Raw genomic sequence first — 26547 nt, 5'->3', positions numbered from 1 at the left:
ACGCTGTGTGACCGCCAGAGCGGTCCAATATGTGGACACATTCACCGGCGAGTGGTCAAAAGTTCTAGTATTGCTCGAAGCATTGATCAAACCCGCACAAGAGGTGTCCCCATAGTGTCCAGTCTGCCCACCACTGCCGCTCCGGAGGCGAACACGCGCGGTCGCGTGATCTTCTCCAGCATGATCGGCACCACCGTCGAGTTCTACGACTTCTACGCGTATGCCACGGCATCGGTCCTGGTCTTCCCGGCGTTGTTCTTCCCCAACGCCACCAACATCAACGCGATCCTCAGCTCGTTCGCGATCTTCGGCGTCGCCTTCGTCGCCCGTCCCCTCGGGTCCGTGGTTTTCGGGCACTTCGGAGACAAGATCGGGCGCAAGGGCACCCTGGTCGCCTCGCTGCTGACCATGGGCATCGCCACGTTCCTGATCGGCTTCCTTCCGGCTGCCACCGGCGGCTTCGTGGTCCTGGCGCCGCTGCTGCTGGTGCTGCTGCGCTTCGCCCAGGGCCTGGCCCTCGGTGGCGAATGGTCCGGCGCGGCCCTGCTGGCCACCGAGAACGCCCCGAAGAACAAGCGGGCCATCTATGGCACGTTCCCGCAGCTGGGCGCGCCGATCGGCTTCATCATCGCCAACCTCGTCTTCGTGGGCCTCCAGCTGGGCCTGAGCCCAGAGCAGTTCCAGCAGTGGGGCTGGCGCGTGCCGTTCATCCTCTCCGCCGTGCTCGTGGCCGTGGGCATCTACGTCCGCCTGAAGCTGGTCGAGTCGATCTCCTTCCAGAACGTCCTCAAGCAGGAAAAGGTCGTGAAGTCCCCGGTCAAGCAGACGTTCCGCTTCCACTGGCGCCCCGTCCTGGCCGGCACGATCATCATGTTCGCCACCTACGTGCTGTTCTACCTGATGACCTCCTTCACGCTGACCTACGGCACCGCCGCGGCGACCGTGGACCAGGCCCGCGCCGCCGCCGAGGCCAAGGGCAAGGTGTTCGACGCCGCTGCCGAGGCGGCCTTCGTCCCGGGCCTGGGCGTACCGCGCACCGAGTTCCTCTGGATGCTGATCGTCGGCGTCGTGTTCTTCGGCATCTTCACCGTCATTTCCGGACCGCTGGCCGAGAAGTTCGGCCGCCGCAAGTTCCTGCTCGGCGTCTCAGTGCTGATCCTGCTCTTCGGTGCCACCTGGACCCTGATGTTCGGCCCCGGGACCGGTGCCGCCATGGTCGGACTGATCATCGGGCTGTCCCTGATGGGCCTGACGTTCGGTCCGATGGCCGCTTACCTGCCCGAGCTCTTCCCGGCCAACGTGCGCTACACCGGATCCGCGGTGGCGTACAACCTCTCGTCGGTGATTGGTGCCGCACCGGCATCCTTCGTGGCCATTGCCCTGTGGCAGGCCGGGGGAGGAAACACCGTGTGGGTGGGCGTCTACCTGGCCGCCGCCGCGGCACTGACGATCATCGCGCTGCTGATGACCCGCGAGACCCGCGACCAGGACTTCGAGAACAACCTCGCCTGACCGCTTCGCCACGCACAACGGCCTGCCGCCCCGCACAGGGGTGGCAGGCCGTCGTCGTTCCGGCTGGTGGTTAGTCCTGGATGCTGGCGAGGATCGCACCTGCGGAGACGGTGTCGCCGGCAACGGCGGTGAGCCCGGAGATGGTGCCGGCGCGGTGGGCGGTGAGCGGCTGCTCCATCTTCATCGCCTCCAGGACGACGACGAGGTCGCCTTCGGCCACGATGTCGCCGTCGGCCACGGCGACCTTGACGATGGTTCCCTGCATCGGTGAGGTGAGGCTGTCGCCGGTAGCTGCCCCACCGGAGCTGGACCGGTTGGCGCGCTTGCGCTTGGACTTGCCGTTCTTGCCGCCACTGGCCACCGCGCCCAAACCTGCGGGCAGGACGACCTCGAGCCGCTTGCCGCCGACCTCGACGGTCACCGACTGACGCTCCTCGGCGGCCTCGGCGGTGGCACCGGTCGGCGTCCACGGTTCGATGGTGTTCTCGAACTCCGTCTCGATCCACCGAGTGTGGACGAGGAAGGGGCCGGAGGTAGGGACGAAGGCCGGATCGGCCATCACGGCGCGGTGGAACGGCAGGACGGTCGGCATGCCCTCGATGGCCATCTCGTCCAGGGCACGGCGGGCCCGGGTCGCCGCCTGGTCGCGCGTGGCTCCGGTGATGATGAGCTTGGCGATCATCGAATCGAAGTTCCCGGAAACCGATTCGCCTTGTTCGACGCCGGAATCGACGCGGACGCCGGGGCCCGTGGGCAGACGCAGCGTGGAAATGCTGCCCGGCGCCGGCATGAAGCCGCGGCCGGCGTCCTCGCCATTGATGCGGAACTCGAACGAGTGGCCGCGCAGCTCGGGGTCTCCGTAGCCGAGCGCCTCGCCGCGGGCGATGCGGAACTGCTCGCGCACCAGGTCGATGCCCGAGACCTCTTCGGAGACGGTGTGCTCGACCTGCAAGCGGGTGTTGACCTCGAGGAAGGAGATGACGCCGTCCGTGCCGACCAGGAACTCGCAGGTCCCCGCGCCGACGTAGCCGGCTTCGCGCAGGATGGCCTTGGAGGATTCATACAGCCGGGCGACCTGGTCCTCGTCGAGGAAGGGGGCCGGGGCCTCTTCGACGAGCTTCTGGTTGCGGCGTTGCAGGGAGCAGTCGCGCGTGGAGATGACCACGACGTTGCCCTGTGAGTCGGCCAGGCACTGGGTCTCGACATGGCGGGGGGAGTCCAGGAAGCGTTCGATGAAGCATTCGCCGCGGCCGAAGGCAGCGGTCGCCTCTCGGACTGCGGACTCGTAGAGTTCGGGGATCTCCTCGCGGTTCCGGACGACCTTGATGCCCCGACCGCCACCACCATAGGCCGCCTTGATGGCCAGGGGCAGGCCGTGCTGGTCCGCGAATTCGAGGACTTCCTGCGTAGACCGCACCGGTTCCTTCGTCCCGGGCACCAGGGGCGCGCCGACCTTGGTGGCGATGTGCCGCGCCTGGACCTTATCGCCGAGTTGTGCGATGGCGTGGGGGGAAGGCCCGATCCAGGTCAGTCCGGCATCGATGACGCGCTGGGCGAATTCGGCATTCTCAGAGAGGAAACCGTAGCCGGGGTGGACGGCATCGGCGCCCGAGGCGGCGGCCGCCTCGAGGATCTTGTCCATGACCAGATAGGACTCCGCCGCGCTCTGGCCACCGAGGGCGTAGGCTTCGTCGGCCAGCCGCACGTGCAGCGCCTCGCGGTCGGGCTCTGCATAGACGGCGACGGAGGCGATGCCCTCGTCACGGGCCGCGCGGATGACGCGGACGGCGATCTCGCCACGGTTGGCGATGAGGACCTTGGTCAGTTGGGGCATGGCAGATGGAACTCCTTCACGTTGCTGTTTGGAGCCTACCCGCGCTTGTTGGTTGTGCACGTAATTCCACGCCGGTCCCCGGGAGTCCGTCGTCGAATTTTGTAGAAGTCCTACAAATCCGACGCCGGCAGGGATTCGTTGGCGATCTCGCGCAGGGCCCCCAGATGCTGTTCCCACGCCGTGCGGCCCGCCGGGGTCAACGCGAACCAGGTGCGCGGGCGCTTGCCCACGAACCCCTTGCGGATCCTGACGATGCCAGCGGCCTCGAGCTGGGAGGCCTGCCGGCTGAGGACGGAGTCGCTGACCTGCAGGTGATCGCGGACGACGGCGAATTCGGATTCCTCGGTTCCGGCGATGGCGGCGACGAGCGAAAAGCGCACGGGATGGGACAACTGGTCCGAGAGCTTCAGGCGCGGATGCTCGTCGTGGTCTTCCTGGCCCGAATTCCTGCCCGTCATTTCCGGGCCTCGAGCCAGGCGCCGGTGACCGAGTTGACGGTGATTGCCGTGGCGATCAGCAGGGTGAACCACAGCTCGCCGGCGAACAGGGTGCTGCTGAGCACGATGCCGACCACCCACAGGCCGGCCCAAATCATCATGAACGTCATCCACCGGCGTCCGAAACCGCGTTTGGTGGAGCGGCCGAAGGCGAACATGAAGGCCATGAAGATCCCCAGCCAGACGAGCATGGCGATCATTGGCAGCGCGACCAGGGACTCGTCGTAGCGGGCGACGAACCAGAAGGACAGCATGCTCAGCGAGGTGATGGCCCCCAGGCCGAGCAGCATGGTGATGTGCGGCCAGCCGGCCCCCGCGCGCGAAGCCGACTCCAGGCGGCTCGCCTCCTGCAGGAGGTCGTGCGCTGCCTGCGGCGAAGGACGGACTGGAGTGGTTGCCGTGGCTGCCACGGGCTCCGCTCGAGTGGTCCGCTGGACGGCCGCCTTCCGCGCGGCCGCCGCCGAGGCCCAGATGGTGCCGAGGAGGGCGGCGAGCGTGCCGGCCATCACGGCGAGCTGGGGTTTTCCCGTGGCCAGGCCGGCGATGAACAGCGCCGTCATGCACACGATGCCGGCCGCGTAACCGATCCAGGTGTAACGCTGTCCGGACTGCTGGGGCGAGTTCATGAATGGCTCCCGTGGTCGATGTGGACGAGGCCGGGGAGGACCTCTACCTAGAGCCTAGAAAGTACTTTCCGTTATTGCAAGTACTTTCTGAAACGTGCACGGATCCATTGCAATATGCAGGTCCGATGTCATTGTTCGGGGATGTATCCTGCTCGACAGTTCCCGCCTACGCCGCGTGCGATGGGGCATGCATTGCCGCAGGGAACCGCACGTCGGTAATCCACCTGCTCCTCGCGCTCTGTCCTTCGGAGGAGGTTGGTCCCCGGAGGAAAGCTATTCAGGAATGCGGTCCCTCGTGCAGAGGGGGCGTGACCTCCCGAGCCAAAACCACGGCGGTCGCGCTCATCTCGTCGGAGAGTTTCAGGACGTCGTACATGCCCATGACGGTCCGGTCACCGCTATGCGCCGTGATGCGGGTTCGGCCATTGGCGTCATCGATGTGGAAATGCACCTCGGTCGTGGTCTTGAGATGATTGGCGGCAGAACCATGGAACCAGGCACCGCCAGTCCAGTTCCTTCCGATCTCGACCCACACGTCGCGCTCGACCGACCTTGTGCGCAGCCCCGGCTGACTGAACGATCGAACAACTGCATGCAGGGCAGTTTCGGGGGCAACGCGGTGATCCACTGCTCCGTGTGCTGGAAGCGCCGGGAATTGGACCGGAATTGGCCTAGGATCCACATGGCCATCATGAGCGGCCAGGTTGCGGCCGCCACGGTGGCTTCTGGACCGGCCAAGAAGCCTCAGACCATGGCGGCAATACCGACGACGGCAAGGGTCGGCAACGCGAAGCGTCTCCACCGGCCCCGGACCATTACCAAGGTGCCTGCCTTGCCCCGGCCGAGGGCAAGATAGAGACCGGCGCCCAGCCCCATCAGCACCTGACATCCAAGGATGGCGAGTGAGGCAGGGTTCCATTGGAAGCGACCGGCCAGGAGTGGCAAAGCCACTGGCAGAACCGATAAGGCAATGATGATCCATCCGGCAGCGATCCGGATCCGCTTGTCCCGCGCCGAAGGCCGCATGGCATCATGCGAGCACGTGCCAGCGGGAATGTCCACAGGATTTGGACCGAATGGTCAAACACGGTGGACGACAGCTGTACCCGGCGCACGCATTCGATGCGGCGCCAGAATCGACGGGGTGCGGTGCTCTCAGTCCCAGAGGTCGGTAATGGACAGCTCCGCGGAGGCCAGCAAGGCGCGCAATGTATTTACCGACAGGCCGACCACCGCATGCGGGTCGCCGTCGATGCCCGTGATGAACGCCGCGCCGCGGCCGTCGATGGTGAAGGCGCCGGCGCAGGGGAGGGGTTCGCCCGTAGCCACATAGGCCTCGATCTCCTCGTCGGCCACGTCGGCGAAGCTGACCGACGTGGAGGCGACGGCACCGAGTGTGGCTCCGGTACCGCCGTCGTCCTCATCGGTGCTGCGGTTGTCGACGAGCCAGTGGCCGGTGTGCAGGACGCCGGTGCGTCCGCGCATTGCTCGCCACCGATCGATGGCGACCTCGGGCGTGTAGGGCTTGCCGTAGGAGACGCCGTCGAGCTCGAACACCGAGTCGCAGCCGAGCACCACGGCTCCGTCGGCGGCATCGAGGGCCGCGACGGCCTCGGCTTTGGTGCGGGCCAGCAGCAAGGCCATGGAGGCCGAGTCCAGCTCGCCGCCGAGGCGCTCGGTGGCCTCGGCGACGGCTGCGTCCTCGTCCACATCCGAGACGATGGCCTCGAACCCGATGCCCGCGTCCGCCAGGATCCTGGCCCGCCCCGGTGACTGGGAGGCCAGCACCAGCAGCGGTTGCTCCTCGTCGGGGGAGGAGGCGGCCAGATCCGCGTTGATGGCCAGGGGCGAGGGGTCAAAGGTGCTCATGGCTCTACCGTAGTGCGTCCTGCCGCTCGTCGGGATTGTGTGCATCGCCGAACGGGAACCAGTCGTTGGGGGATTCGGCGGTGGCATCCTGATCGGCATGGCGCGGTGTGGTCCCGCTGCCGGTGGACCCGTCGCCGGATCCGCCGTCACCGTTTCCCCCGGTGCCGTCCGGGCCACCGGCCTCGGGGCCGGAACCGCCCGTGGAACCACCCGTCGCGCCGCCTGCGGTACCGCCGCCGGACAGGGCGGCGATCTTCGATCCCTCGACGTCGACATCGGGCAGGATCCGGTCCAGCCACTTCGGGATGTACCAGGCGTGGCGGCCGAGCAGGTGCATGATCGCGGGCGTGATGGTCATGCGGACCACGAAGGCGTCGAGCACCACGCCGATGGCCAACGAGAAGCCGATGGCGCGGATCATCGTCAGGTGGGAGAAGATGAAGCCGGCGAACACGCTGGTCATGATCAGCGCGGCGGCGGTGACCACCGGTGCCGAATGCGCAAACCCGGAACGGACGGCCGCCTTGGCGTGCTGGCCGTGAGCGAACGATTCGCGCATGCCCGAGACCAGGAACACCTGGTAGTCCATCGCCAGGCCGAACAGGATGCCGGTCAGCAGGATGGGCAGGAAGCTCATGATCGGGCCGGGCGTCTCGACGCCGAACACCGTAGAGAGCCAACCCCACTGGTAGACCGCGACCGTGGCGCCAAACGCGGCGACCAGCGAGAGCAGGAAGCCCACGGTGGCCAGCAGGGGCACCACGATCGAGCGGAACACCAGCAACAGCAACACCAGGGAGAGTCCGACGACGATGCCCAGGTAGAGGGGCAGGACCTCCGCCAGGCGCTCGGACACGTCGATCTGCGCGGTCACCTGCCCGGTCAGCGCCAGGTGGGAACCGGTCTCCGCCTCGATCTGCGGCGTCGCGTTGCGGATGTCCGTGACGACCTGCTCGGTCTCCTGGCTGGCCGGGCCGTCCTGCGGGACGATCTGCAGCACCCCGAGCGTGTGCTCGTCGTTGGTGCCCACCGGCACCGCGGCGACGACGCCGTCGATCCCGCGCAGCTCGTCGGCGATGTCGAGCGTCTTGATCTCCGCCTCCTCGGCGTCCAGACCGGCCGGCAGATCCGCCAGGGCGATGATCGGGCCGTTGTAGCCGGCGCCGAACTTCTCGCTGAGCAGATCGTAGGCCTGGTGGGCGCTCGAATCCACCGGTTCGGCGCTGCCGTCGGGCAGGGCCGTGCGCAGCTGCAGGGCAGGCAACGCCATGAGCCCCAGGAGGAGGACGCCGACCACACCCATGAGCACGGGACGCTTGGTCACGAAGGCGCCCCACCCGCGGTTGCCCGCGGCATTGGGGTGGGCCGTCGAATCGGTGTCCGCGTCGGCGTGGCCTGCCGTGGCACCGGCGGAGGTCTGCGCGGCGGAATCCGCCGCTGCCTTGCGCCAGGCCCGCTTGCTGACCAGCCGGGTGCCGATGATGCCCAGCAGCGCCGGGGTCAGGGAGATCGCGATCAGCACGGCCATGGCCACCGTGAAGGCCGCCGAGAGGCCCAGCACGGACAGGAACGGCAGGGCGGGGACGGCGAGTGCGGACAAGGCGATGATCACCGTCAGGCCCGCGAAGACCACGGCGTTGCCGCTGGTTCCGGTGGCCCGCCCGATGGACTCCTCCATCCCCATGCCATCCAGCAGCTGGCGGCGGTGCCGGTGCACGATGAACAGCGAGTAGTCGATGCCCACCGCCAATCCGAGCATCAAGGCCAACGCCGGGGTGATGGAGGCCATCTCGATCACGCTCGACAGGGCCAGCGTCCCGCCCACGCCCGCGCCCACGCCGAGGACGGCCATGAGCAGCGGCAACCCGGCGGCGACGAATGTGCCGAGCATGACCATGAGCACGACGGCGGCAATCACCAGGCCGATGATCTCGGCTGCCCCGAAGATGGAGGAGATGTCCTGGACGATCTCCTTGGAGAAGTAGGTGTCCACGCCACTGGAGGTCGCCGCGTTGGCGATGTCCTTGATCTGGTCGCGCACCTCGGGGGTCAGGGCATCGGCCGAACCGGTGAAGCTGACATTGACCGCCGCGGTCGTGCCGTCCTCCGACACGAAGCGCATGCCCTGGGTTGACTGGGCCTTGCGCTCGCCGAGGGCAAGGTCATGCTGCCCGTCCTCGAGCTTCTGCTGGGCTTCCTCGAGTTCCTTCTCGGCCGCCGGGAGCTTGGCCTCCTCGGCCTTGAGCTTCTTTTCCCCGGCGTCGAGCTTGGCGGTGTTCTCGTCGATCTCCTGCTGCCCGGCGTCCAGCTTGGCCTGGTTCGCCGCGATCTCGCGCTCGCCGGCGGTGACCTTGGCCTGGCCGGCGGCGAGCTGCGCGGCGCCGTCGTCGAGCGTTTCCTGGCTGGCGGCGATCCTCGCCCAGCCGGCGTCGAGCTTCTTCTTCGAGGCCTTGAGCTTCTTTTCGCCTGCGGCCAGCTCCTGCTTCTGGTCGGCGAGCTGCTGCTCCCCGGCCTGCAGCTTCGCCGCGTTCGAATCGAGCGACTTCTGCGTGGCGTTCAGCTGCTTGAGCGCGGCACGCGAGTCGTCGATCTGCTTCTGCGTCATCTTGGCATTGCCGGGGTCGTCCTCGAGGGCCTTTTGGGCGGCGTCCAGGACGGCGGGAACCTGCGAGAGCGACGCGACACCGAGGCTTTTGGTCAGCTGTTGGGCGCCCGCTTCATACTGCTTGCGTCCTTCGGAGATCTGGGCTTCATTGGCCTTCAGGTCCTTTTCGGCCTGGGCGAGCTGCGACTTGCCGGAAGCCAGCTTGGCGGCACCGTTGTCGTATTGCTGTTGCCCCTGGGCCAGCTGCGCCTTGGCGGCCTGCAGCTTCTGGCGGCCGTTGGCGAGCTTGGCACGGGGTGCCACCAGCTTCTGCTTGCCCTGGGCGAGTTCGGCCTTGCCGTCGGCGAGCTGGGCGCGGCCGTCGTCGATCTTGGCCTGGGCCTTTTTCAACTCGGCCCGGCCGTCGGCGATCTTCTGCTTGTTCTCGGCGATCTGTTCCTTGCCGTCGGCCAGCTGCTGCTTGCCGTCTTCGAGCTTCTTCCGCCCGTCGGTGAGCTTCTGGTTGGCCTTCTTGACCTGGACGGCGGCGTCGTCGAGCTGGTCCTGGGTGGTGAAGGGGTTGGACGCCTGGCGGACGTCGTCGAGGTCCTCGAGGTTCTCGAGCGCGTCGCCGATGGCCTTCTTCTGGGCCGTGGTGAAGCGTTGCCCGTCCGAGGTCTGGTAGACGATCGAGCCGCTGCCGCCGGAAAACTCGGGCATCTCGGCCTTGAGCTTGTCCAGGGCGCGCTGGGTCTCGGTGCCGGGGATGGAGAAGCTGTTGGTCAGCTTGCCCATGAAGGCGCCGGCGGACAGGCCAATGGCCAGCAGGACGACCGCCCAGATGGACACGAAGATCCAGCGGCGGCGGTAGGCCAGGCGGCCGAGCTTGTAGAGGAAGGTGGCCATGGGTTCAGGCCTCTCGGATGGGGGCCGATGCGGCCGGGACGTTCAGGGTGGGGAAGCCGTCGCGCAGCTGGGCCAGCGCGGTGGTGAGGTGTCGTTGCAGGCGGGCGAGCGAGGCATCGGACAGGTCGCCGTCTGCGGTCTGGATCCAGTGTTCGAAGGCCGCGCGGCCGGCACCGATGATCGAATTGGCGAAGACGGACACGGTGAGGGGGTCCGACCCGGGAAGGCGGGCGGCGATGGCCTCGACCAGGCGGGCGGCGCAGTCGTTCCACGCCTCCAGCTGGAGGCGGTCCAGCTGCGGGCTGGAGTGGGCTGCGGCAGCGAGTTCGGCGACGGGGGCCAGCAGGCTGCGGTCGGCGAGGGCGTTGAGGGCGTTGACGGCGGCCGACATGATCGGCAGGTCGCGGGGCTGGGTTTCGAAGATCCGCAGCACGTGCTCCACGAAGGCCTCCGTGGGCCCGTTCAATGCGGATTCGAGCGTGGAGAAGTAGTTGAAGAACGTGCGGCGCGAGACGCCAGCGGCCTCGGCCACGCGGTCGGCGGTGACTGCCTCGAGCCCATCGGTGCGCAGCACTGCCAGGGCGGCGTCGATGATCGCCTGGCGCGTGGCGGTCTTGTTGATTTCGCGGCGCGATGGCGCGCTCGCCGCAGGCGGGGGCATGTTCAGGGAGGCACTCACGCTGATTACACTACGTGCAAGTTTGCACCCTGTGCAAATTGCGGGAGAGTGGCCTTCCGCACGCAGAACACCGGGCCCGGTTCATGCCGAACCGGGCCCGGTGCGGGCGGGATGGTGCGTTGCTACCGTGCGGCGGCTACCGTGCGGCGGGTACCGCGGCGTCCCCGGTGGCCGCGGCGGCGTCGTCGGCGGCCGCCTCGTCCTGGGCAGCGGCGAACTCGTCCGCGAACGGGTTGCCATTGCGTGGGGCGTTGTAGAGCTCCAGGTCCAGGATGCCCTCGCGCTTGGCGACGATCGTCGGGACCAGTGCCTGGCCGGCGACGTTCAGCGCCGTGCGGCCCATGTCGATGATCGGGTCCACGGCCAACAGCAGACCGACGCCGGCCAGCGGAAGACCCAGCGTGGACAGGGTCAGGGTCAGCATCACCACGGCACCGGTGGTCCCGGCCGTCGCGGCCGAGCCGAGGACGGAGACGATCGCGATGAGGATGTACTGGGTGGCGTCGAGCTGGATGCCGAAGAACTGGGCGACGAAGATCGCGGCCACGGCCGGGTAGATGGCGGCGCAGCCGTCCATCTTGGTCGTCGCGCCCAGCGGCACCGCGAAGGAGGCGTAGCCGCGGGGGACGCCGAGGTTGCGCTCGGTCACGCGCTGGGTCAACGGCAGCGTGCCGATCGAGGAGCGGGAGACGAAGCCCAGCTGGACTGCGGGCCAGACACCGGAGAAATAGGAGCGCACGTTCAGGCCGTGGGCGCGGACCAGGATCGGGTAGACCCCGAAGAGCACGATCGCCAACCCGACGTAGATCGCCACGACGAACTTGCCCAGCGCGCCCATGGTGTCCCAGCCATAGGACGCGGTCGCGTTGCCGATGAGCCCGACGGTGCCCAGCGGGGCCAGGCGGATGATCCACCACAGGATCTTCTGGATGATGGACAGCAGCGAGGCGCTCAGATCCAGGAACGGCTTCGCCGCGGAACCGATCTTCAGGGCGGCGATGCCCACGGCGATGGCGATGACCAGGATCTGCAGGACGTTGAAGCTGACCGAGGTGCTCACGTCGCCGGTCTCGGCGACCTTGGAGCTGGTCTGCAGCCCCAGGAAGTTGGTGGGGATCAGGCCGGTGAGGAAGGCCCACCAGTCTCCTGTCTTGCCGTCGTATTCCGGCGGGGCGGTCTGCCCGGTGTTGGCACCGGGCTGGAACACGGTGCCCAGGCCCATGCCAATCAGGACGGCGATCAGGGCCGTGATGGCGAACCAGACGATGGTCCGCCAGGCCAGCCGGGCCGCGTTGGTGACCTGGGCCAGGTTGGCGATCGAGGCCACGACGGCGAAGAAAATCAGCGGGATCACTGCGGTGCGCAGCAGGGCCACGTAGCTGGAGCCGATGGTGTCCAGGGTGGCACCGAGCGCGTTGGGGGCGTCCTCGGTGCTGCCGGTGTACTTGGCGACCAGGCCGAGGATGACGCCGAGGACCAGGCCGGCGATGATCTGCGGGCCGAAGGAGGTCACCCAGCGGGGAAAGGTGCGGTGGGGTGCAGTTGATGTGCTCACCGGACGACGGTAGGGCGGAAACTTACACCCGGGGGAGTCCTTGTTGCGCTTTATGACGCGGGGGCGATGGGGCCGGTCGACGGGCGCTGCCGTCGATCCCGCGTGGCACAAGGGATCCGCCGGTTCATTCCCGATTGCCCTATGGCGAATGCCACACAGGGGTTCCCGAAATAATACGACGCCGGTGCCTCCGTGATCGCGTTGGATCCAGAGGCGCCGGCGCCGTGTTCCGGTGGTGCGGAGTGGTGTGGGCGGGTCAGCTGGCGGGCAGCAGGGCCCGGCGCAGCGTGTCGAGCCCGACCGAGCCCATGTTCAGCGCCTCGGTGTGGAAGGCGCGCAGGTCGAACGCGTCGCCCTCGGCCTCGCGGCGGGCGTCGCGGATCTGCTCCCAGAGGCGCTGGCCGACCTTGTAGGAGGGGGCCTGGCCCGGCCAGCCGAGGTAGCGGGTGAACTCGAAGCGGCGCTGTCCCTCGGAGATGTCCAGGTGCTGCGAGAGGAAGTCGTACCCCTTCTCCGGGGTCCAGGGTCCGGAGCCCCAGCGTTCGGGCATGTCCAGTTCCAGGTGCACGCCGATGTCGAACACGACGCGGGCCGCGCGCATCCGCTGCATGTCCAGCATGCCCATGTGATCGCCGGGATCGGCGAGGTAGCCCAGGTCCAGCATCAGCCGTTCGGCGTAGAGCGCCCAGCCCTCGCCGTGGCCGGAGACCCAGCAGGCGTTGCGGCGCCAGTTGTTCAGCGTGTCCTTGCGGTAGGTGGCGGTGCCGACCTGCAGGTGGTGGCCCGGCACGCCCTCGTGGTACACCGTGGTGGTCTCGGCCCAGGTCGTGAACTCGTCCTCGCCGGCCGGTACGGACCACCACATGCGCCCGGGACGGCTGAAGTCGTCCGAGGGGCCGGTGTAGTAGATGCCGCCCTCCTGGGTGGGGGCGATCATGCACTCGAGCCGGCGCATCGTGTCGGGGATGTCGAAGTGCACGCCGGCCAGGTCGGCGACGGCGCGATCGGCCTTCTCCTGCATCCAGGTCTTCAGCGCGTCGGTGCCCTTGAGCTGGCGGTTGGCGTCGGCGTTGAGGATCTCCTTCGCCTCGGCGATCGAGGCCCCGGGCTTGATGGAGTTGGCCACGTGCTCCTGCTCGGCGATCAGCCGGTCCAGTTCGGCCACGCCCCACGCGTAGGTCTCGTCCAGGTCGACCTCGGCGCCGATGAAGCGGCGCGAGCACAGGGCGTAGTACTCCCGGCCCACCGCGTCCTTCTCCGGGGCGGCCGGCAGGAGCTCGGTCTCCAGGAAGTCGGCCAGGCGGGTGTAGGCGGCCGCCGCGTCGGCGGCGTTCGCGGACAGCTCGAAGCGCAGGGCCTCGTCCAGGGATCCTTCGGCCGGGCTGGCGTCGGCGGCAAGAGAGGTGAAGAATCCGCCGTCCTTGGCGTAGTCGCGGGACTGCTCGACGACGATGCGCACCTGGCGCTGTGCCGCGACGTGGCCCTCGTCCCGGCTCTTGCGCAGCGAGGCGATGTAGCCGTCGATGGCGGCGCCGACGTTCGCCAGGCGGCCGGCGATGTGCTTCCAGTGTTCGACGGTGTCGGTGGGCATCAGGTCGAAGATCGCCCGGATGTCCTGGGCCGGGCAGGCAATGTTGTTCAGCTCGGTGATCCCGGTGGCGTGCAGCTCCAGGTCCAGGCCGAGCCGCTCGCGCATGGCATCGAGGGTGATGGCGTCGACGTCGTCGACGGGCTCGAGGCCCTGGAGTGCGTCGAGGGTCTCGCGCGCGGCTGCGGCGTAGGCCTCCTGCCCGGCGGGGGAGTAGTCGGAGTACTCGGTTTCGTGGCCGGGGATGCCCAGTGAGGTGGCAAAGTCCGGGGCGAGTTCGAGCAGGCGGTCGAAGAAGCGGTCGGCGACGGCGTCGATGGCGCTCGGGGTCCGCGTGGCGGATGATGTGGCGTTGGTCATAGTGACCAGCGTAGCTGCATGTGAAGCCGTTGCTGAAGGCTTCCGGCGACGGATACTCGCGGATCAGAACCGGCCGCTGCGCCAGGCGCCGGGGTACCCGGAGAGCTGGCGACGGCGCCGGACCTGGCTGCGCAACGCGTCGCGGCGCGAGCCGCTGGTTCCCGCGCCCTCGCCATCCTGTCCGTTCCCTGCTTCACCGGACAGTGCCGCGAGGACGGCAGCCAGGGCCGCGACCTCCTCGGTGTCCGGGTTGCCGCGTACGACCCGGAACAGTGTCGGCGCGGTGCCCGCGGAGGGGGAACCGCCATCGTGCTCGGTTGTTAAGGTCCTTGATCCACTGCCGGAGACCATCTGCTCGCCGCTCACAGGGGGATGTTCCCGTGCTTCTTGGCCGGCAGCGACGCGTGCTTGTCGCGCAGGGCGCGCAGGCCGCGGACGATCTGCGTGCGCGTGTCCGCCGGGGCGATGACGGCGTCGATGTAGCCGAGCTCGGCGGCCTGGTAGGGGTTGAGCAGCTCGGCCTCGTAGCCCTCGATGATCTCGGTGCGGCGGGCCTCGACGTCCCCGCCTGATTCGGCGACGGCGGCCAGGTCGCGGCGGTAGAGGATGTTGACCGCGCCCTGGGCGCCCATGACGCCGATCTGCGCGGTCGGCCAGGCGAGGTTCAGGTCGGCGCCGAGCTTCTTGGAACCCATGACGATGTAGGCGCCGCCATAGGCCTTGCGGGTGATGACGGTCAGCTTCGGGACGGTGGCCTCGGCGTAGGCGAAGAGCAGCTTCGCGCCGCGGCGGATGATGCCCTGGAACTCCTGGTCCTTGCCCGGCAGGAAGCCCGGGACGTCGACGAGGGTGAGGATCGGGATGCCGAACGCGTCGCAGTGGCGCACAAAGCGGGCGGCCTTCTCCGAGGCGGCGATGTCCAGGGTGCCGGCGAACTGCATCGGCTGGTTCGCCACGATGCCCACGCTGCGGCCCTCGACGCGGGCGTAGCCGATCATCACGTTGGGCGCATAGAGCGCCTGCATCTCCAGGAAGGCGCCGTCGTCGACGATGTGCTCGATGACGGCGCGCATGTCGTAGGGCTGGTTGGCCGAGTCGGGGATGAGGGCATCGAGCTCGAGGTCCGCCCCGGTGACCTCCAGTTCCTCCTCGAATTCCGTGGCCGGGGCCTCGGTGAGGTTGTTGGAGGGCAGGTAGTCCAGCAGTTCCCTGACGAAGTCGATGGCATCGGACTCGTCGGTGGCCAGGTAGGTGGCCGTGCCGGTGTTCGCGTTGTGCTGGCGCGCACCGCCGAGGGTCTCCATGTCGACCTCCTCGCCCGTGACGGTCTTGATGACGTCGGGGCCGGTGATGAACATGTGGCTGGTCTTGTCCACCATGACGACGTAGTCGGTCAGCGCGGGGGAGTAGGCCGCGCCGCCGGCGCAGGGGCCGAGGATCAGGGAGATCTGCGGGACGACGCCGGAGGCGTGCACGTTGTTGCGGAAGATGTCGGCGAACATCGCCAGCGAGGCGACGCCCTCCTGGATGCGGGCGCCGCCGCCGTCGTTGATGCCGACGACCGGGCAGCCGTTGCGCAGGGCGAATTCCTGGACCTTGACGATCTTCTCGCCGTTGACCTTGCTCAGCGACCCGCCGTAGACGGTGAAGTCCTGGGAGTAGACGGCCACCAGGCGCCCGTCAACGGTGCCGTGGCCGGAGACGACGCCATCGCCGAGCGGGTGCTTGGCGTCCATGCCGAAGGCGGTGGTGCGGTGCACGGCCAGGGCGTCGAATTCCACGAACGAGCCCTCGTCCAGCAGCAGCTCGATGCGCTCGCGCGCGGTGTTCTTGCCGCGCGCATGCTGCTTCTCGATCGCGGCCTGGCCGGAGGGCGCCTGCGACAGTGACTGCCGGCGCCGGAACTCGGCGATCTTGCCCGCGGTGGTGGACACGTCGATCTGCTCGTCCGGATCCTGGAGGCCGGTCTCGCTCATGCGGGAGACTCCCGTTCTGCTTGGAAATAGTAGGAATGGCACAACCAACGTGCCCGCATGGCCAGTCTAGTGACGGGACGTGCCCGTTTGGCTGTAGGAACCCTACAAAGTCGGTGGCCGCACCTCGGCGGGAAGGCGGCGCAAAACCCTTGTTACCGGCGGGTAACATTTGGTCGGGTTTTACCGTACGCTAGGGCCATGACCGAGTCCCCAGCACCCCAGCACCGTCCCGTCGACGCCTCCGATGGCCCCGGCACGTTCGCCGGACGCACCGTCCTGATGAGCGGCGGCAGCCGCGGCATTGGGCTGGCCATCGCCCTGCAACTGGCAGCCGGCGGGGCGAACATCGCGCTGATGGCCAAAACGGCCACGCCCCATCCCTCGCTCGAGGGGACCGTCTATACGGCCGCCGAGGAGATCCGCTCCTACGGCGTCGGCGCCCTGCCGATCGTCGGCGACGTGCGCAATGACGAGGACGTCCAGCGCGCCGTCGAGGCCACAGTCGCCGAGTTCGGTGGCATCGACATCGTGGTGAACAACGCCTCCGCGATCGACCTCTCCGGCACGGACGCCGTGTCGATGAAGCGCTACGACCTGATGCAGGACATCAACGTCCGCGGCACCTTCCTGCTCTCCAAGCTGAGCCTGGACGCCCTGCGCGCATCGGACAACGCCCACATCCTCACCCTGTCGCCGCCGCTGAACCTGGATCCGAAGTGGGCCGGCGCCAACCTGGCCTACACGATGGCCAAATACGGCATGTCGCTGACGACCCTGGGATTGGCCGAGGAGCTGAAGGGCGACGGAATCGCGGTGAACTCGCTGTGGCCGGCCACCCTGATCGACACCGCCGCCATCCGCAACATGCCCGGCGGGCTGAAGATGATCCGCGGCGCCCGCAAGGACGTCATCGTCTCCGACGCGGCCGCCGCCATCCTCGCCCGGCCCGCTGCCGAGTGCACGGGGAACTTCTTCATCGACGAAGAGGTCCTGCGCGCCGAGGGCGTCACCGATTTCAGTGGCTACAGCCTGGGGGCCCCGGAGGACCAGCTGGTCCCCGACATGTTCCTCTGAAACGCAGCAACCTCTGAAACGCAGCAACCGCGGGACGTTGATCCCTCGACGGCACCCGGACGCCGCGCGTGCAGTCGAAAGGGAGGCCACCCAGCGGCCCACGAGGACGGAGGCAGCAGGAATGTTCGGCTCAATCGGGCAACCCGTCTCGGGAGGCAAGAACGACCAGACGGCCCGGATGTTCCTCAGACACCTGCGTGCCGAAGCCGACCGGTCCGGCGACCGTCGGAGCCGGGAGCGCCGCCGGAACCTGTGGCGCCGCGTCAAGGGCTGGCTCGCCCGCCACTGAGTACCGCGCACCGCATCCGGCCAGCGACCGTGATCGCCTCGGCCGACGCCGCGGCAGGGCAACCGGGCTAGGGTTGACCCATGAACGACCCCGCCGCCCTGCGCGCCCCGCTCGATGCCACGGCACTGCGCCGCGACCTGGTCGAACCCGGGACGCTTCACCGGCTGGACGTCGTCGAATCGACGGGCTCGACCAACACGGACCTCGTCCGGTCCCTTGCCGCCGACCCCGGGGCATGGCCGGAGATCAGCGTGCTGGCCACCGACTTCCAGTCCGCTGGACGCGGCCGCCTGGAGCGGACGTGGCAGGCACCGCCGCGCAGCTCGCTGGCAGTGAGCATCCTCTTCCGCCCGGAACCGGCCGGTGCCGCAGTGCCGGAGGACGCGTACGGTTGGCTCTCCATGCTCTGCGCCACCGCGCTGGCCACCGCACTGCGGGAAACCGCAGGCGTCACCGCCGAACTCAAGTGGCCCAACGACGTGATCGTCTCCGGTCGGAAGGTCGCCGGCGTCCTGGCCCAACTGGTCCCGGCCGTCGACGGGCCACCGGCGGTCGTGGTCGGCTCGGGGGTCAACGTCACCCTGGGGCGCGACGAGCTGCCCGTCCCCACGGCCACCTCGCTGCTGCTCGAGGGGGCGACGACGGTGGACACCACGGTCCTGCTCACGGCCTACCTCCGCCAGGCAGCCAGCTTCTACACCGGGTTCTTACGCGCGGGCGGCAACGCCGGGCAACCGATCGACGGCGGGGCGTCCCTGCGCGAACGCGTCGCCGCCACCATGGCCACCATCGGCGCGCCGGTCCGGGCCGAACTGCCCGGCGGGGCCACCGTGGAGGGCACCGCCGTCGGGCTCGAACCCGACGGCGCGCTCACGGTGCGCACCACGGACGGCACCACTGCGGTGGTCCGCGCCGGGGACGTCGTCCACCTGCGCCGCACCGACGGCCGCTACGCCTGAACCAGCCGCCCGGAGGCCCCGGACGGGAGCACGACGGGAGCACGGCGAGCGCGCGGCCGCGGCACCAACGCGCCGCCTAGAATTGACGGTGACAGGAAGGGGAATCGCGGATGAGGCTGCGGCTGGCCGAGGACGAGTGGGTGATCGTCAAGACCCGTGCGCACCGCCGCGTCCTGAACCGTCCGGCCGTCGTCTTCGTCCTCCTCGCCGGGCTGACGGCCTTCGCCCTGGGGGTCCTGACCCGCGACGACCTGCCGAAGGCGGTGCTGGAGACCGTGCCGCTGCTGCAGGTCGTGGTCCCGATCGTGGCGGCCGTGCTGCTGCTGGCCTGGTGCGTGGTGCCCCTGGTGCGGTGGCGGCGAACGGTCGTCTTCCTGACCAACCGGCGGATCGTGGTGCGCCGGGGAGTCGCGGCGAAAAACCAGTGGGAACTGCCCCTGGCGTTCGTGCGGACCCTGAAGACCAGCCAGAAGCTCCTCGAACGCGGCAGCGGCTCCGGGGCACTGGTGCTGGACACCTCCAACGGGGCGGTGCGGCTACCCCACCTGCCGCGGGTGGAGCGGGTTCGGGACCTGGTCGTGACGGCCATTGAGCGTTTACCCAGACCCATGGGGTTCGATGGTGTAGAAATTGGTACAGAGGAACGCTTGGATGGGATCGGACATGGATGATGGGCAGGACGCCGGTGGGCAGCACGCGGACAACCCCGCAACCACCAGCCCGGAGCCCACTCCCCGCACCGCTGAACTGCCCATCGTCGAGGCCCCGGCGGACCACCCGGAGCCGGCTCGTCCCGCACCGTCCACTGGGTCCCTGCCGGCACTGAGCCCCGATGCCGGACCCGAAACCCGTGCCCTGCCGCTGGCCCAGGCGCTCGAGCGCGAGAAGGTCAAGGAATCGGCCCAGGGCCTGGAGATGATGCTCCTCGGATCCAAGCGCACCATGCGCCGCCGTGATGTGGCCGCCGCCGCCGGCATCTCGCTGCTCAGCGCCCGCAAGCTCTGGCGGGCCCTCGGCTTCCCCAATCTCGGGGACGACGACGTCGCCTTCACCGAGAACGACCTCGAGGCGCTGCAGACCATCATCGGCAACGTCCGCAGCTCCGCACTGACCGAGGAGGCTGCCGTCTCGATCACCCGCTCGATCGGGCAGATGACCGACCGCATGGTCGTCTGGCAGATCGAGGCGCTCGTTGAGGACATGGTCCAGAACCAGGGGATCAGCGACCCCGAGGCCCGGCGCCGGCTGGTCGACCGCCTGCCCGAACTGGTCGACCCGCTCGAGAAGCTGCTCGTCTACTCCTGGCGCCGCCAGCTCAATGCAGCGGTCCACCGCCTCGGCGTCCGCGCGGATTCCGGGCTGGCCTCGTCCGAGGCCGGCCGCGACGGCACCGAGGACGACGCCCCGCTGCCCCTGGCACGTGCCGTCGGCTTCGCCGACCTCGTCTCCTACACCTCGCTTTCGCGCCGCATGAACGAACGCACCCTGGCCCAGATGGTGCAGCGCTTCGAGAACAAGTGCGCCGAGATCATCTCCATCGGCGGCGGACGCCTGGTCAAGACCATCGGCGACGAGGTCCTGTTCATTGCCGAAACCCCCCAGGCCGGCGCCCAGATCTCGCTGGCCCTGGCCACCGAGTTCGCCAACGACGACTTCCTGCCCAAGGCGCGTGTCTCGGTCGTCTGGGGCCGGATCCTCTCCCGGCTCGGCGATGTCTACGGACCCACCGTCAACCTGGCCTCCCGGCTCACCGCGCTCGCCGACCCGGGGACCGTCTGGACCGACTCGGTCACCGCCGGCACCCTCGAGGGCGACAAGCGGTTCGTGCTCACCCCGCAGCCGACTACCCAGGTACGCGGCTTCGGCGACATCAACCCCGTAGTGCTCTCCATGGGGGAGGGCGAAGGGCTCGTCCTGGACTGATTCCAGCACGACGGCGGTACTCCTTTCACCGGGAAACTCCCCAAACGCTGGGTGTTTGCTGGGAGTTACCGTGGCATATGGGGAGTTCTCCCCATGTCCCCGAATTCATCCATCCCTTAGAATCGTTCGTGGCCGGATCTGCGTCCCGTTGGGGGGCACGGAAGAACACGATGTTTGATGAGGAACCCACACCATGTCCCGATGGGGAGTGAGCCCGGGCAAGAGCACCGGCTTCAAGGCCGCTGCCGTGTCGGTGGTCTCCGCCTTGGCCATCACCGGCGCCATTATCTATCCGGGGTTCAAGACCGCCGACGTCGACCTGAACGACGGCGGCGTCTGGGTGGTCAACAAGACGCTGAACAAGGTCGGCCACCTCAACTACCAGTCCAAGGTGCTCGACGGCGGTGTCCTCACCCCCTTGCCGAGCTACGACCTCGAGCAGAATGCCGACAAGGTCTTCGTGCGCAACCTCGAGCAGGGCGCCTTGACCACCATCGACCCGGCGATGGTCCAGTTCGCCGACGACAACGCCCTGCCGGCGAACTCCTCCTTCTCCTACGGCACCAACGTCGTCTCCGTCGCCGACGCCGAGCACGGGATCGTCTACGCCACCGCCACCGAGGACCTCGGCAGCTTCGCCTCACAGGACACCCCTCCGCTCATCGACGCCAAGGGCAAGGTCCTCACGGCCGTCGGAGTGGACGATACGGTGTGGGCCGTCGACGTCGATGCCCAGACGTTCATCAGCTGGACCCGTGAGCCCGATGGCACCTTCACCCAGCAGGACGAGCGGCAGGTCGACGGGATCGCAGAGGCGTCGAAGCCGCAGTTGAGCGTCGTTGGGGACACCGCCGTCCTCTTCGACGAGGCTTCCGGGTCGGTCATGACCTCGGACGGGGAGCGGTCCTCGGTGGTGGACCCGGCCGGCGGCAAGCTCCAGGCCCCCGGTCCCGAGGCAGACCACGCGGTCATCGCGCTGGGCAACAAGCTGGCCAACGTGCCCCTGCGTGGCGGCGACGCCGCCTACATCCCACTGAAGTCCAGCGGCAGCGCGATCCAGCCGGTCCGGGTCGGGCAGTGCTCGTACGCCGCGTGGCAGGGGAGCGCCGAGTATCTGCGTGATTGCGATGACGACAGCCAGGACGTCGCCCGGCTGGTCCCGGACATGCCGGGTGGCGCCAAACTGCAATTCCGCGTCAACCGCGACGTCGTGGTGCTCAACGACGTGACCTCCGGGCAGGTCTGGCTGGTCAACGACGGCATGCAGATCGTCAGCAACTGGAGCGACCTGGAGCCGCCCAAGGGCAAGGGCGAGGCGAAGAAGGAGGACTCCAAGGAGATCACCGACGCCATCGAACTGCCCAACCGGACCGAGGAGAACAAGAAGCCGATCACCAAGCCGGACACCTTCGGCGTGCGGGCCGGGCGGACCACCGCCTTGCCGGTGCTCTTCAATGACGTCGACCCCGACGGCGACCTGCTCACGGCCTCGTTGGAGGGCAAGCAGCCTTCGGTGGGGACCTTGCAGCAGATCCATGATGGCACCGGGTTCCAGCTGGTCGTGCCGCAGGATGCCACCGGCCGGACCTCCTTCACCTACAAGGCCTCCGACGGACGCGGTGGCGAGGCCACCGGAACGGCCCAGGTCCGGGTCGTGCCGGAGGACGAGAACCACAAGCCCACGCAGGAAAGGGTCACGACCCTGCGCGTCCAGCAGGGCGAGTCCGTCACCCAGGACGTCCTCAGCGACTGGATCGACCCCGATGGCGATGACCTGCAGCTGCTGGGCGGGGCCAGCGATGACAAGGACGTCGTCAGGGTCCGCCCCGACGGCGCACTGACCTTCCAGGACAACGGCAAGAAGGTCGGCCGCAAGGAAGTCACCGTGCAGGTTTCCGACGGCCGCGAAGGCGCCCAGGGCCGCGTCGTGGTGGAGGTCTTGGCCAAGTCGGCAAACCCACCGGTCACCGCCACCGACCACGTGACCGCCAACGTCGGCGAGGAGGTGACGTTCTCCCCGCTGGAGAACGACACCGACCCCAGCGGAACCGACCTGCGGCTGGCCAACGTCGAATCCGTCAACGGGCTGGAACTGGACAGCAATTCGGACACCGGCACCGTCACCGTCCGCGGGCAGCGCACCGGGACGTTCTACGCGAAGTACGTGGCCAGCAACGGGCCCGCCAGCGCCCCGGGCCTGATCCGCATAGACATCGAGGACCCAGAACAGAACTCCGGAAACCCCATCGCCGTCCGCGACGTCGCCCTGCTCCCCGCGGGGCAGAACGTGCTCGTGAACGTCCTGGGCAACGACTCCGATCCGGCAGGCGGGGTCCTGGTGCTCACCGGGGCCGAGGTCCCCGAGGATGCGCCCTTCACCGTCTCCGTCGAACGCAACAGCTTCGTGCGGGTGACCGACGTGCGCGGCCTGACCGAACCGATGAAGGTCGAATACACGGTCTCCAACGGCAGCGGCATCTCCACCGGCGAGATCAGCGTGATCCCCGTCCCCGCCCCACCGAAACTCGACCCGCCGCGCCCGAACACCGACGACGTCGTCGTGCGGGCCGGGGACGTCGCCACCGTCGACGTGCTCGAAAACGACATCCATCCCAACGGGGCGGAACTCACCCTGCGCCCCGGCCTGAAGGAAACCGACAACCTCGGCGAAGGGTCCCTGGCCAGCGTGGCCGATGACACCGTGCGCTTCCGAGCCGGCGAATTCGACGGCAAACCCGCCACCGTCTCCGCTGTCTATACCGTCGCCGGGCCGGACGGCCAGGAGGCCAACGCCCGCGTCGTCTTCCACGTCAAGCCCGTCGACGTCGCCTCCAATGCACCACCGGCGCCGGAACAGGTGACCGGCCGCGTCTTCGCCGGCGGCACCACCGCCATCAAGATCCCACTCGGGGGCATCGACCCCGACGGCGACTCCGTGACCCTCGTCCAGCTCGGCGGAGCCCCGAAGCTCGGCTCGGCGAAGATCAAGGGCTCCTCGATCGAATACACCGCCAGCAAGACCGCCAGCGGCACCGATGTCTTCTCCTACGTCGTCGAGGACCGGCTGGGCGCCCGCGCCACCGGAACCGTCATGGTCGGCATCGCCCCGCTCTCCTCCACGAACAACCCGCCGGTAGCCGTCAACGACTCCATCACCGTCCGCCCCGACCGCCCCGTTGCCGTGGACGTCATGGACAACGACACCGACCCCGACGGGGACCGGACCACGCTGGTCGACGACGTGCGTGCCTCCGATGGCGTCGATGCCACGGTCGTCAACGGCCGGATCCAGGTCACGTCCCCGGCCGAAAAGGGCTCGCTGTCCATCCGCTACAACATCACCGATGGACGCGGCGGCACGGCCAGTGCCACGCTGACGGTGCAGGCCGACCCGGAAGCGAAGCTGCTGGCGCCGATCGCTCGCGATGACCGCGCCACCTTGCAGGAGACCGTCGGCAAGGACGAGATCACCCTGCCCATCCTCGAGAACGACGAGGACCCCGACGGGCGAACCGACGACCTGGAAATCACCTTGCCGGATCGTCCGGGCTCGGCCAGCGTCACTGGGGACAACCAGCTCAAGGTCGTCGTCGGCGACGATTCGCAGGTCATTGCCTACACCGTCACCGACCAGGACGGGCTGTCGTCCACGGCCTTCGCGCTCGTCCCGGGCGCCGGCGGCGCCCGCCCGGTGCTGCGCAGCGACAAGGCCCACGAGGTCATGGCAGGGGAGACCCTCGCCTTGGATCTGGCGGAACTGGTCCAGGTCCGCGAGGGGCACACGCCGCGGTTGACCGGCGAGGACAAGGTCAGCTCGGTTCCTGAGAACGACGGCGAATTGGTCCGCTCCGCCACGGAACTCACCTTCAAGGCCGACAAGGAATACTCGGGCCCGGCATCGGTGACCGTCGAGGTCACCGACGGGTCCGGACCCGATGACCGCGACGGATTGACCAGCGTGCTCTCGATCCCCATCAAGGTGCTGCCACGCCCGGAGGACAACAAGCCGCCGACGATCCAGTCCAACTCCCTGGACGTCGCCCAGGGCGAGGACCCGGCACAGCTGGACCTCAAGCAGATCGCCAGCGATCCGGACCCCGATGATGCCGGGAAACTGGAGTTCTCCGTCGGGGAGCAGGCCATCGACGGCGTCGACGTGAAGCTGGTCGATGGGCACATTCTGACCGCCGCCGCCGAGGCCAACACGCCCAAGGGCACCAAGGGCTCGGTCAAGGTCTCCGTCACCGACGGCGAGAACGATCCGGTTTCGGCGAACATCGCGATCAACGTGCTCGCCTCCACCCGGGAAATGCCGGTGGCAGTCAACGACACCGTCGAGGACGCCCACCAGGGACGCACCGAAGTCGTCCCCGTGCTGGCCAACGACCACAACCCGTACGAGGACCAGGGCCCCCTGACGATCGTGGGTACCGCCGGGCAGCAGGGTGACGGTGCAGCGGAAATCCGCGGGGACCAATTGGCCATCACCCCCGCCGAGGACTTCGTGGGGACGATGACCGTGCAGTACACGATCGGCGACGTCACGGAGGACCCGGACCGCCAGGCCAACGGCACGGTGACCCTGAACGTGAAGGGCAAACCGGATGCGCCAGGGCTGCCGCTGGTGGAGTCCACGGGTGATTCTAAGGCAGTGATCAGTTGGGATGCCCCGTCGAACAACGGGTCCCCGATCGAGTACTACACCGTCTCCGGCGACGGGGTGACGCAGCAATGCAAGACCACCACGTGCACCATCACCGGACTGACGAACGACAACGTCTACAACTTCACCGTCACCGCCACCAACGCGGTCGGGGAATCCGAGGCGTCCGCCTCGTCCGCCGACGCGAGGCCGGACGTCGAGCCGGAACAGCCCGGGGCCCCCACGGCAAAGTCCGGGGACGAGCAGGTGAAGGTCGACTGGACCAAGCCGGAGAACCACGGTTCGCCGATCACCAGCTACACCTTGGAGATCTCGCCTGCCCCGGCCAACGGAGTCAGCCAAGTCACCGGCATCACCGGGACCGGTTACACCTGGAAGGGCCTGAAGAACGGGGTCTCCTACCAGTTCAGGGTCCAGGCCGTGAACAAGGCGGACCGGCCCTCCCCATGGAGCACCTATTCCTCATCCGTGATCCCGGCGGGCAAGCCGTTCCAGCCGGGTGCACCGACAGCGGTCCGCTCCAAATCGTCGGTCAACGGCGGCGTGGTGAACGTGAAGTGGAACAAGCCGGACGACAACGGGGCACCGATCCAGGGCTACACGTTGAAGGTCTTCGAGGGCGGTTCGCTGGTGCGTACCCTCGGGGGGATCGGGGCGGATACCACGAGCCAAACGGTGACGGGATTGGAGACGACCGGTTCCTACCGGTTCGCCGTGACCGCGAAGAACAAGGTCGGCAGCTCGAAGGAGAGTGCCCGCTCGACCGCGGTCACCCCCTACGGGCGGCCGAAGGTCATCGGTAAGCCGAAGGCCACTGCGACCGGGACGAGCAAGCAGATCCAGCTGTCCTTCAAGAAGCCCGCGGCCAACGGCTCGGCGATCACCGGGTACCAGTACTCCGCCGATGGGGGTGTGTGGAAAACGATTTCCGGGCCCGGGGGGAAGATCACGACGGGCTCGAACGGTGATCCGCATTCCTGGCGGGTCCGTGCGCTGAATGCCGCGGGGCCGGGTAACCCGAGTTCGCCGTCGAACTCCACCAGTTCCTACGGCCCCCTCCGCGACGGCAAGGGACGCTCCGCCACGCATGGGGACCACTCGATCACCTTCAACTGGAACGAGAAGGAGGGGGCCTACGAGAACGGTCGCAAAACCACGGTGACCGCGACCATCAACGGTGTCGGCAAGGTGTCCAACACCGGAAGCTACACCGTCAAGAACCTTGACTGGGAAGAACAGCGCACTCTGACGATCACCGCCACCGACGCGGCAGGGCAGAAGCTGACGAGGGAGATCAGCGAACGGACCAACAAGGAACCACCACCACCGGACCCGCCCAAGCCCTCGGCCACGGTGCGGTCCGGAGACTACGTCTCAACGGACGGCTGCAGGGTGAACTGCTACAAGCTTGCTGTCCAGTTGAAGAATTTCGAGAGTGGGACGTGGAATGCGCAGTGTTATGACAACGGCCGCTCCCATAAGTTCAGCGACTACACGTACAAGGTGGACGGTGCGAAGACGGGCAAGCAGCAGCTCGGCTGCTGGCACGGGGCGAACTACCACATGCCGATCACGGTGAAGCTCACCAAGGACGGAACGACCATCTGGACGAACGGGGCGAGCAGATGGCCCAACTAGCCGTGGCGATGCCAC

18 protein-coding genes are annotated in these 26547 nt (G+C 68.1%); 7 read left to right on the top strand and 11 right to left on the bottom strand.

Annotated elements, in window-relative coordinates; all coding sequences use genetic code 11:
- Positions 1-114: 114 nt before the first annotated feature.
- Positions 115-1512: an MFS transporter gene (locus AB8M85_RS00630; protein WP_372696844.1), complete on the top strand. Its 1398-nt coding sequence runs from the start codon at positions 115-117 to the stop codon at positions 1510-1512.
- A 70-nt stretch (positions 1513-1582) separates the two neighbouring features.
- Here the strand turns inward: AB8M85_RS00630 and AB8M85_RS00625 are convergent, their stop codons facing one another.
- The 11 genes from AB8M85_RS00625 to AB8M85_RS00575 form a co-directional block, all read right to left on the bottom strand.
- Positions 1583-3346 (bottom strand): biotin carboxylase N-terminal domain-containing protein, encoded by a 1764-nt coding sequence (locus AB8M85_RS00625; protein ID WP_372696843.1) that lies wholly within the window; start codon positions 3344-3346, stop codon positions 1583-1585.
- Positions 3347-3456: 110 nt separating this feature from the next.
- Positions 3457-3804 (bottom strand): winged helix-turn-helix domain-containing protein, encoded by a 348-nt coding sequence (locus AB8M85_RS00620; RefSeq protein WP_372696842.1) that lies wholly within the window; start codon positions 3802-3804, stop codon positions 3457-3459.
- The gene (locus AB8M85_RS00615) at positions 3801-4469 is read right to left on the bottom strand and encodes a hypothetical protein (RefSeq protein WP_372696841.1); all 669 of its coding nucleotides are present in this window, start codon (positions 4467-4469) and stop codon (positions 3801-3803) included. Before AB8M85_RS00615 ends, AB8M85_RS00620 begins: the two co-directional genes overlap by 4 nt.
- 277 nt (positions 4470-4746) lie before the next feature.
- Positions 4747-5097 (bottom strand): hypothetical protein, encoded by a 351-nt coding sequence (locus AB8M85_RS00610; RefSeq protein ID WP_372696840.1) that lies wholly within the window; start codon positions 5095-5097, stop codon positions 4747-4749.
- A gap of 527 nt (positions 5098-5624) precedes the next feature.
- Complete coding sequence (locus AB8M85_RS00605) at positions 5625-6338, bottom strand: nucleoside triphosphate pyrophosphatase (RefSeq protein WP_372696839.1); 714 nt, start codon at positions 6336-6338, stop codon at positions 5625-5627.
- A 4-nt stretch (positions 6339-6342) separates the two neighbouring features.
- Positions 6343-9828: an MMPL family transporter gene (locus tag AB8M85_RS00600; protein ID WP_372696837.1), complete on the bottom strand. Its 3486-nt coding sequence runs from the start codon at positions 9826-9828 to the stop codon at positions 6343-6345.
- A gap of 4 nt (positions 9829-9832) precedes the next feature.
- A complete protein-coding gene (locus AB8M85_RS00595; protein ID WP_372696836.1) occupies positions 9833-10507 on the bottom strand; it encodes a TetR family transcriptional regulator in 675 nt (224 codons plus the stop codon).
- A 136-nt stretch (positions 10508-10643) separates the two neighbouring features.
- Positions 10644-12062 (bottom strand): dicarboxylate/amino acid:cation symporter, encoded by a 1419-nt coding sequence (locus AB8M85_RS00590; protein ID WP_372696835.1) that lies wholly within the window; start codon positions 12060-12062, stop codon positions 10644-10646.
- A 256-nt stretch (positions 12063-12318) separates the two neighbouring features.
- Positions 12319-14010, bottom strand: coding sequence for a DUF885 domain-containing protein (locus AB8M85_RS00585; RefSeq protein WP_372696833.1), 1692 nt, complete (start codon positions 14008-14010; stop codon positions 12319-12321).
- Between the two features lie 63 nt (positions 14011-14073).
- Positions 14074-14376, bottom strand: coding sequence for an acyl-CoA carboxylase epsilon subunit (locus AB8M85_RS00580; RefSeq protein ID WP_372696832.1), 303 nt, complete (start codon positions 14374-14376; stop codon positions 14074-14076).
- Positions 14373-15986 carry an acyl-CoA carboxylase subunit beta gene (locus AB8M85_RS00575; protein ID WP_372696831.1) on the bottom strand — a complete coding sequence of 538 codons (1614 nt, stop codon included), beginning with the start codon at positions 15984-15986 and terminating at the stop codon, positions 14373-14375. The genes AB8M85_RS00580 and AB8M85_RS00575 overlap by 4 nt, the downstream gene beginning before the upstream one ends.
- Positions 15987-16184: 198 nt before the next feature.
- On the opposite strand from AB8M85_RS00575, the gene AB8M85_RS00570 reads away from it, so the two are divergent.
- The 6 genes from AB8M85_RS00570 (at position 16185) to AB8M85_RS00545 (ending at position 26532) form a co-directional block, all read left to right on the top strand.
- On the top strand, positions 16185-17060 hold the full coding sequence (locus AB8M85_RS00570) for an SDR family oxidoreductase (protein ID WP_372696830.1): 876 nt from the start codon (positions 16185-16187) through the stop codon (positions 17058-17060).
- 121 nt (positions 17061-17181) lie between these two features.
- On the top strand, positions 17182-17349 hold the full coding sequence (locus AB8M85_RS00565) for a hypothetical protein (protein WP_372696829.1): 168 nt from the start codon (positions 17182-17184) through the stop codon (positions 17347-17349).
- Positions 17350-17429: 80 nt separating this feature from the next.
- On the top strand, positions 17430-18308 hold the full coding sequence (locus tag AB8M85_RS00560; RefSeq protein ID WP_372696828.1) for a biotin--[acetyl-CoA-carboxylase] ligase: 879 nt from the start codon (positions 17430-17432) through the stop codon (positions 18306-18308).
- Between the two features lie 110 nt (positions 18309-18418).
- Positions 18419-18979 carry a PH domain-containing protein gene (locus AB8M85_RS00555; protein ID WP_372696826.1) on the top strand — a complete coding sequence of 187 codons (561 nt, stop codon included), beginning with the start codon at positions 18419-18421 and terminating at the stop codon, positions 18977-18979.
- On the top strand, positions 18972-20231 hold the full coding sequence (locus AB8M85_RS00550; protein WP_372696825.1) for an adenylate/guanylate cyclase domain-containing protein: 1260 nt from the start codon (positions 18972-18974) through the stop codon (positions 20229-20231). Before AB8M85_RS00555 ends, AB8M85_RS00550 begins: the two co-directional genes overlap by 8 nt.
- Positions 20232-20424: 193 nt before the next feature.
- Positions 20425-26532 (top strand): Ig-like domain-containing protein, encoded by a 6108-nt coding sequence (locus AB8M85_RS00545; RefSeq protein WP_372696824.1) that lies wholly within the window; start codon positions 20425-20427, stop codon positions 26530-26532.
- Positions 26533-26547: the final 15 nt, after the last annotated feature.

The organism is Arthrobacter sp. JSM 101049, assembly GCF_041679245.1.
Lineage (GTDB): Bacteria > Actinomycetota > Actinomycetes > Actinomycetales > Micrococcaceae > Arthrobacter_H.
Note: the sequence above shows the minus strand (reverse complement) of the source record. Positions and strands in the feature narration are given on the sequence as shown.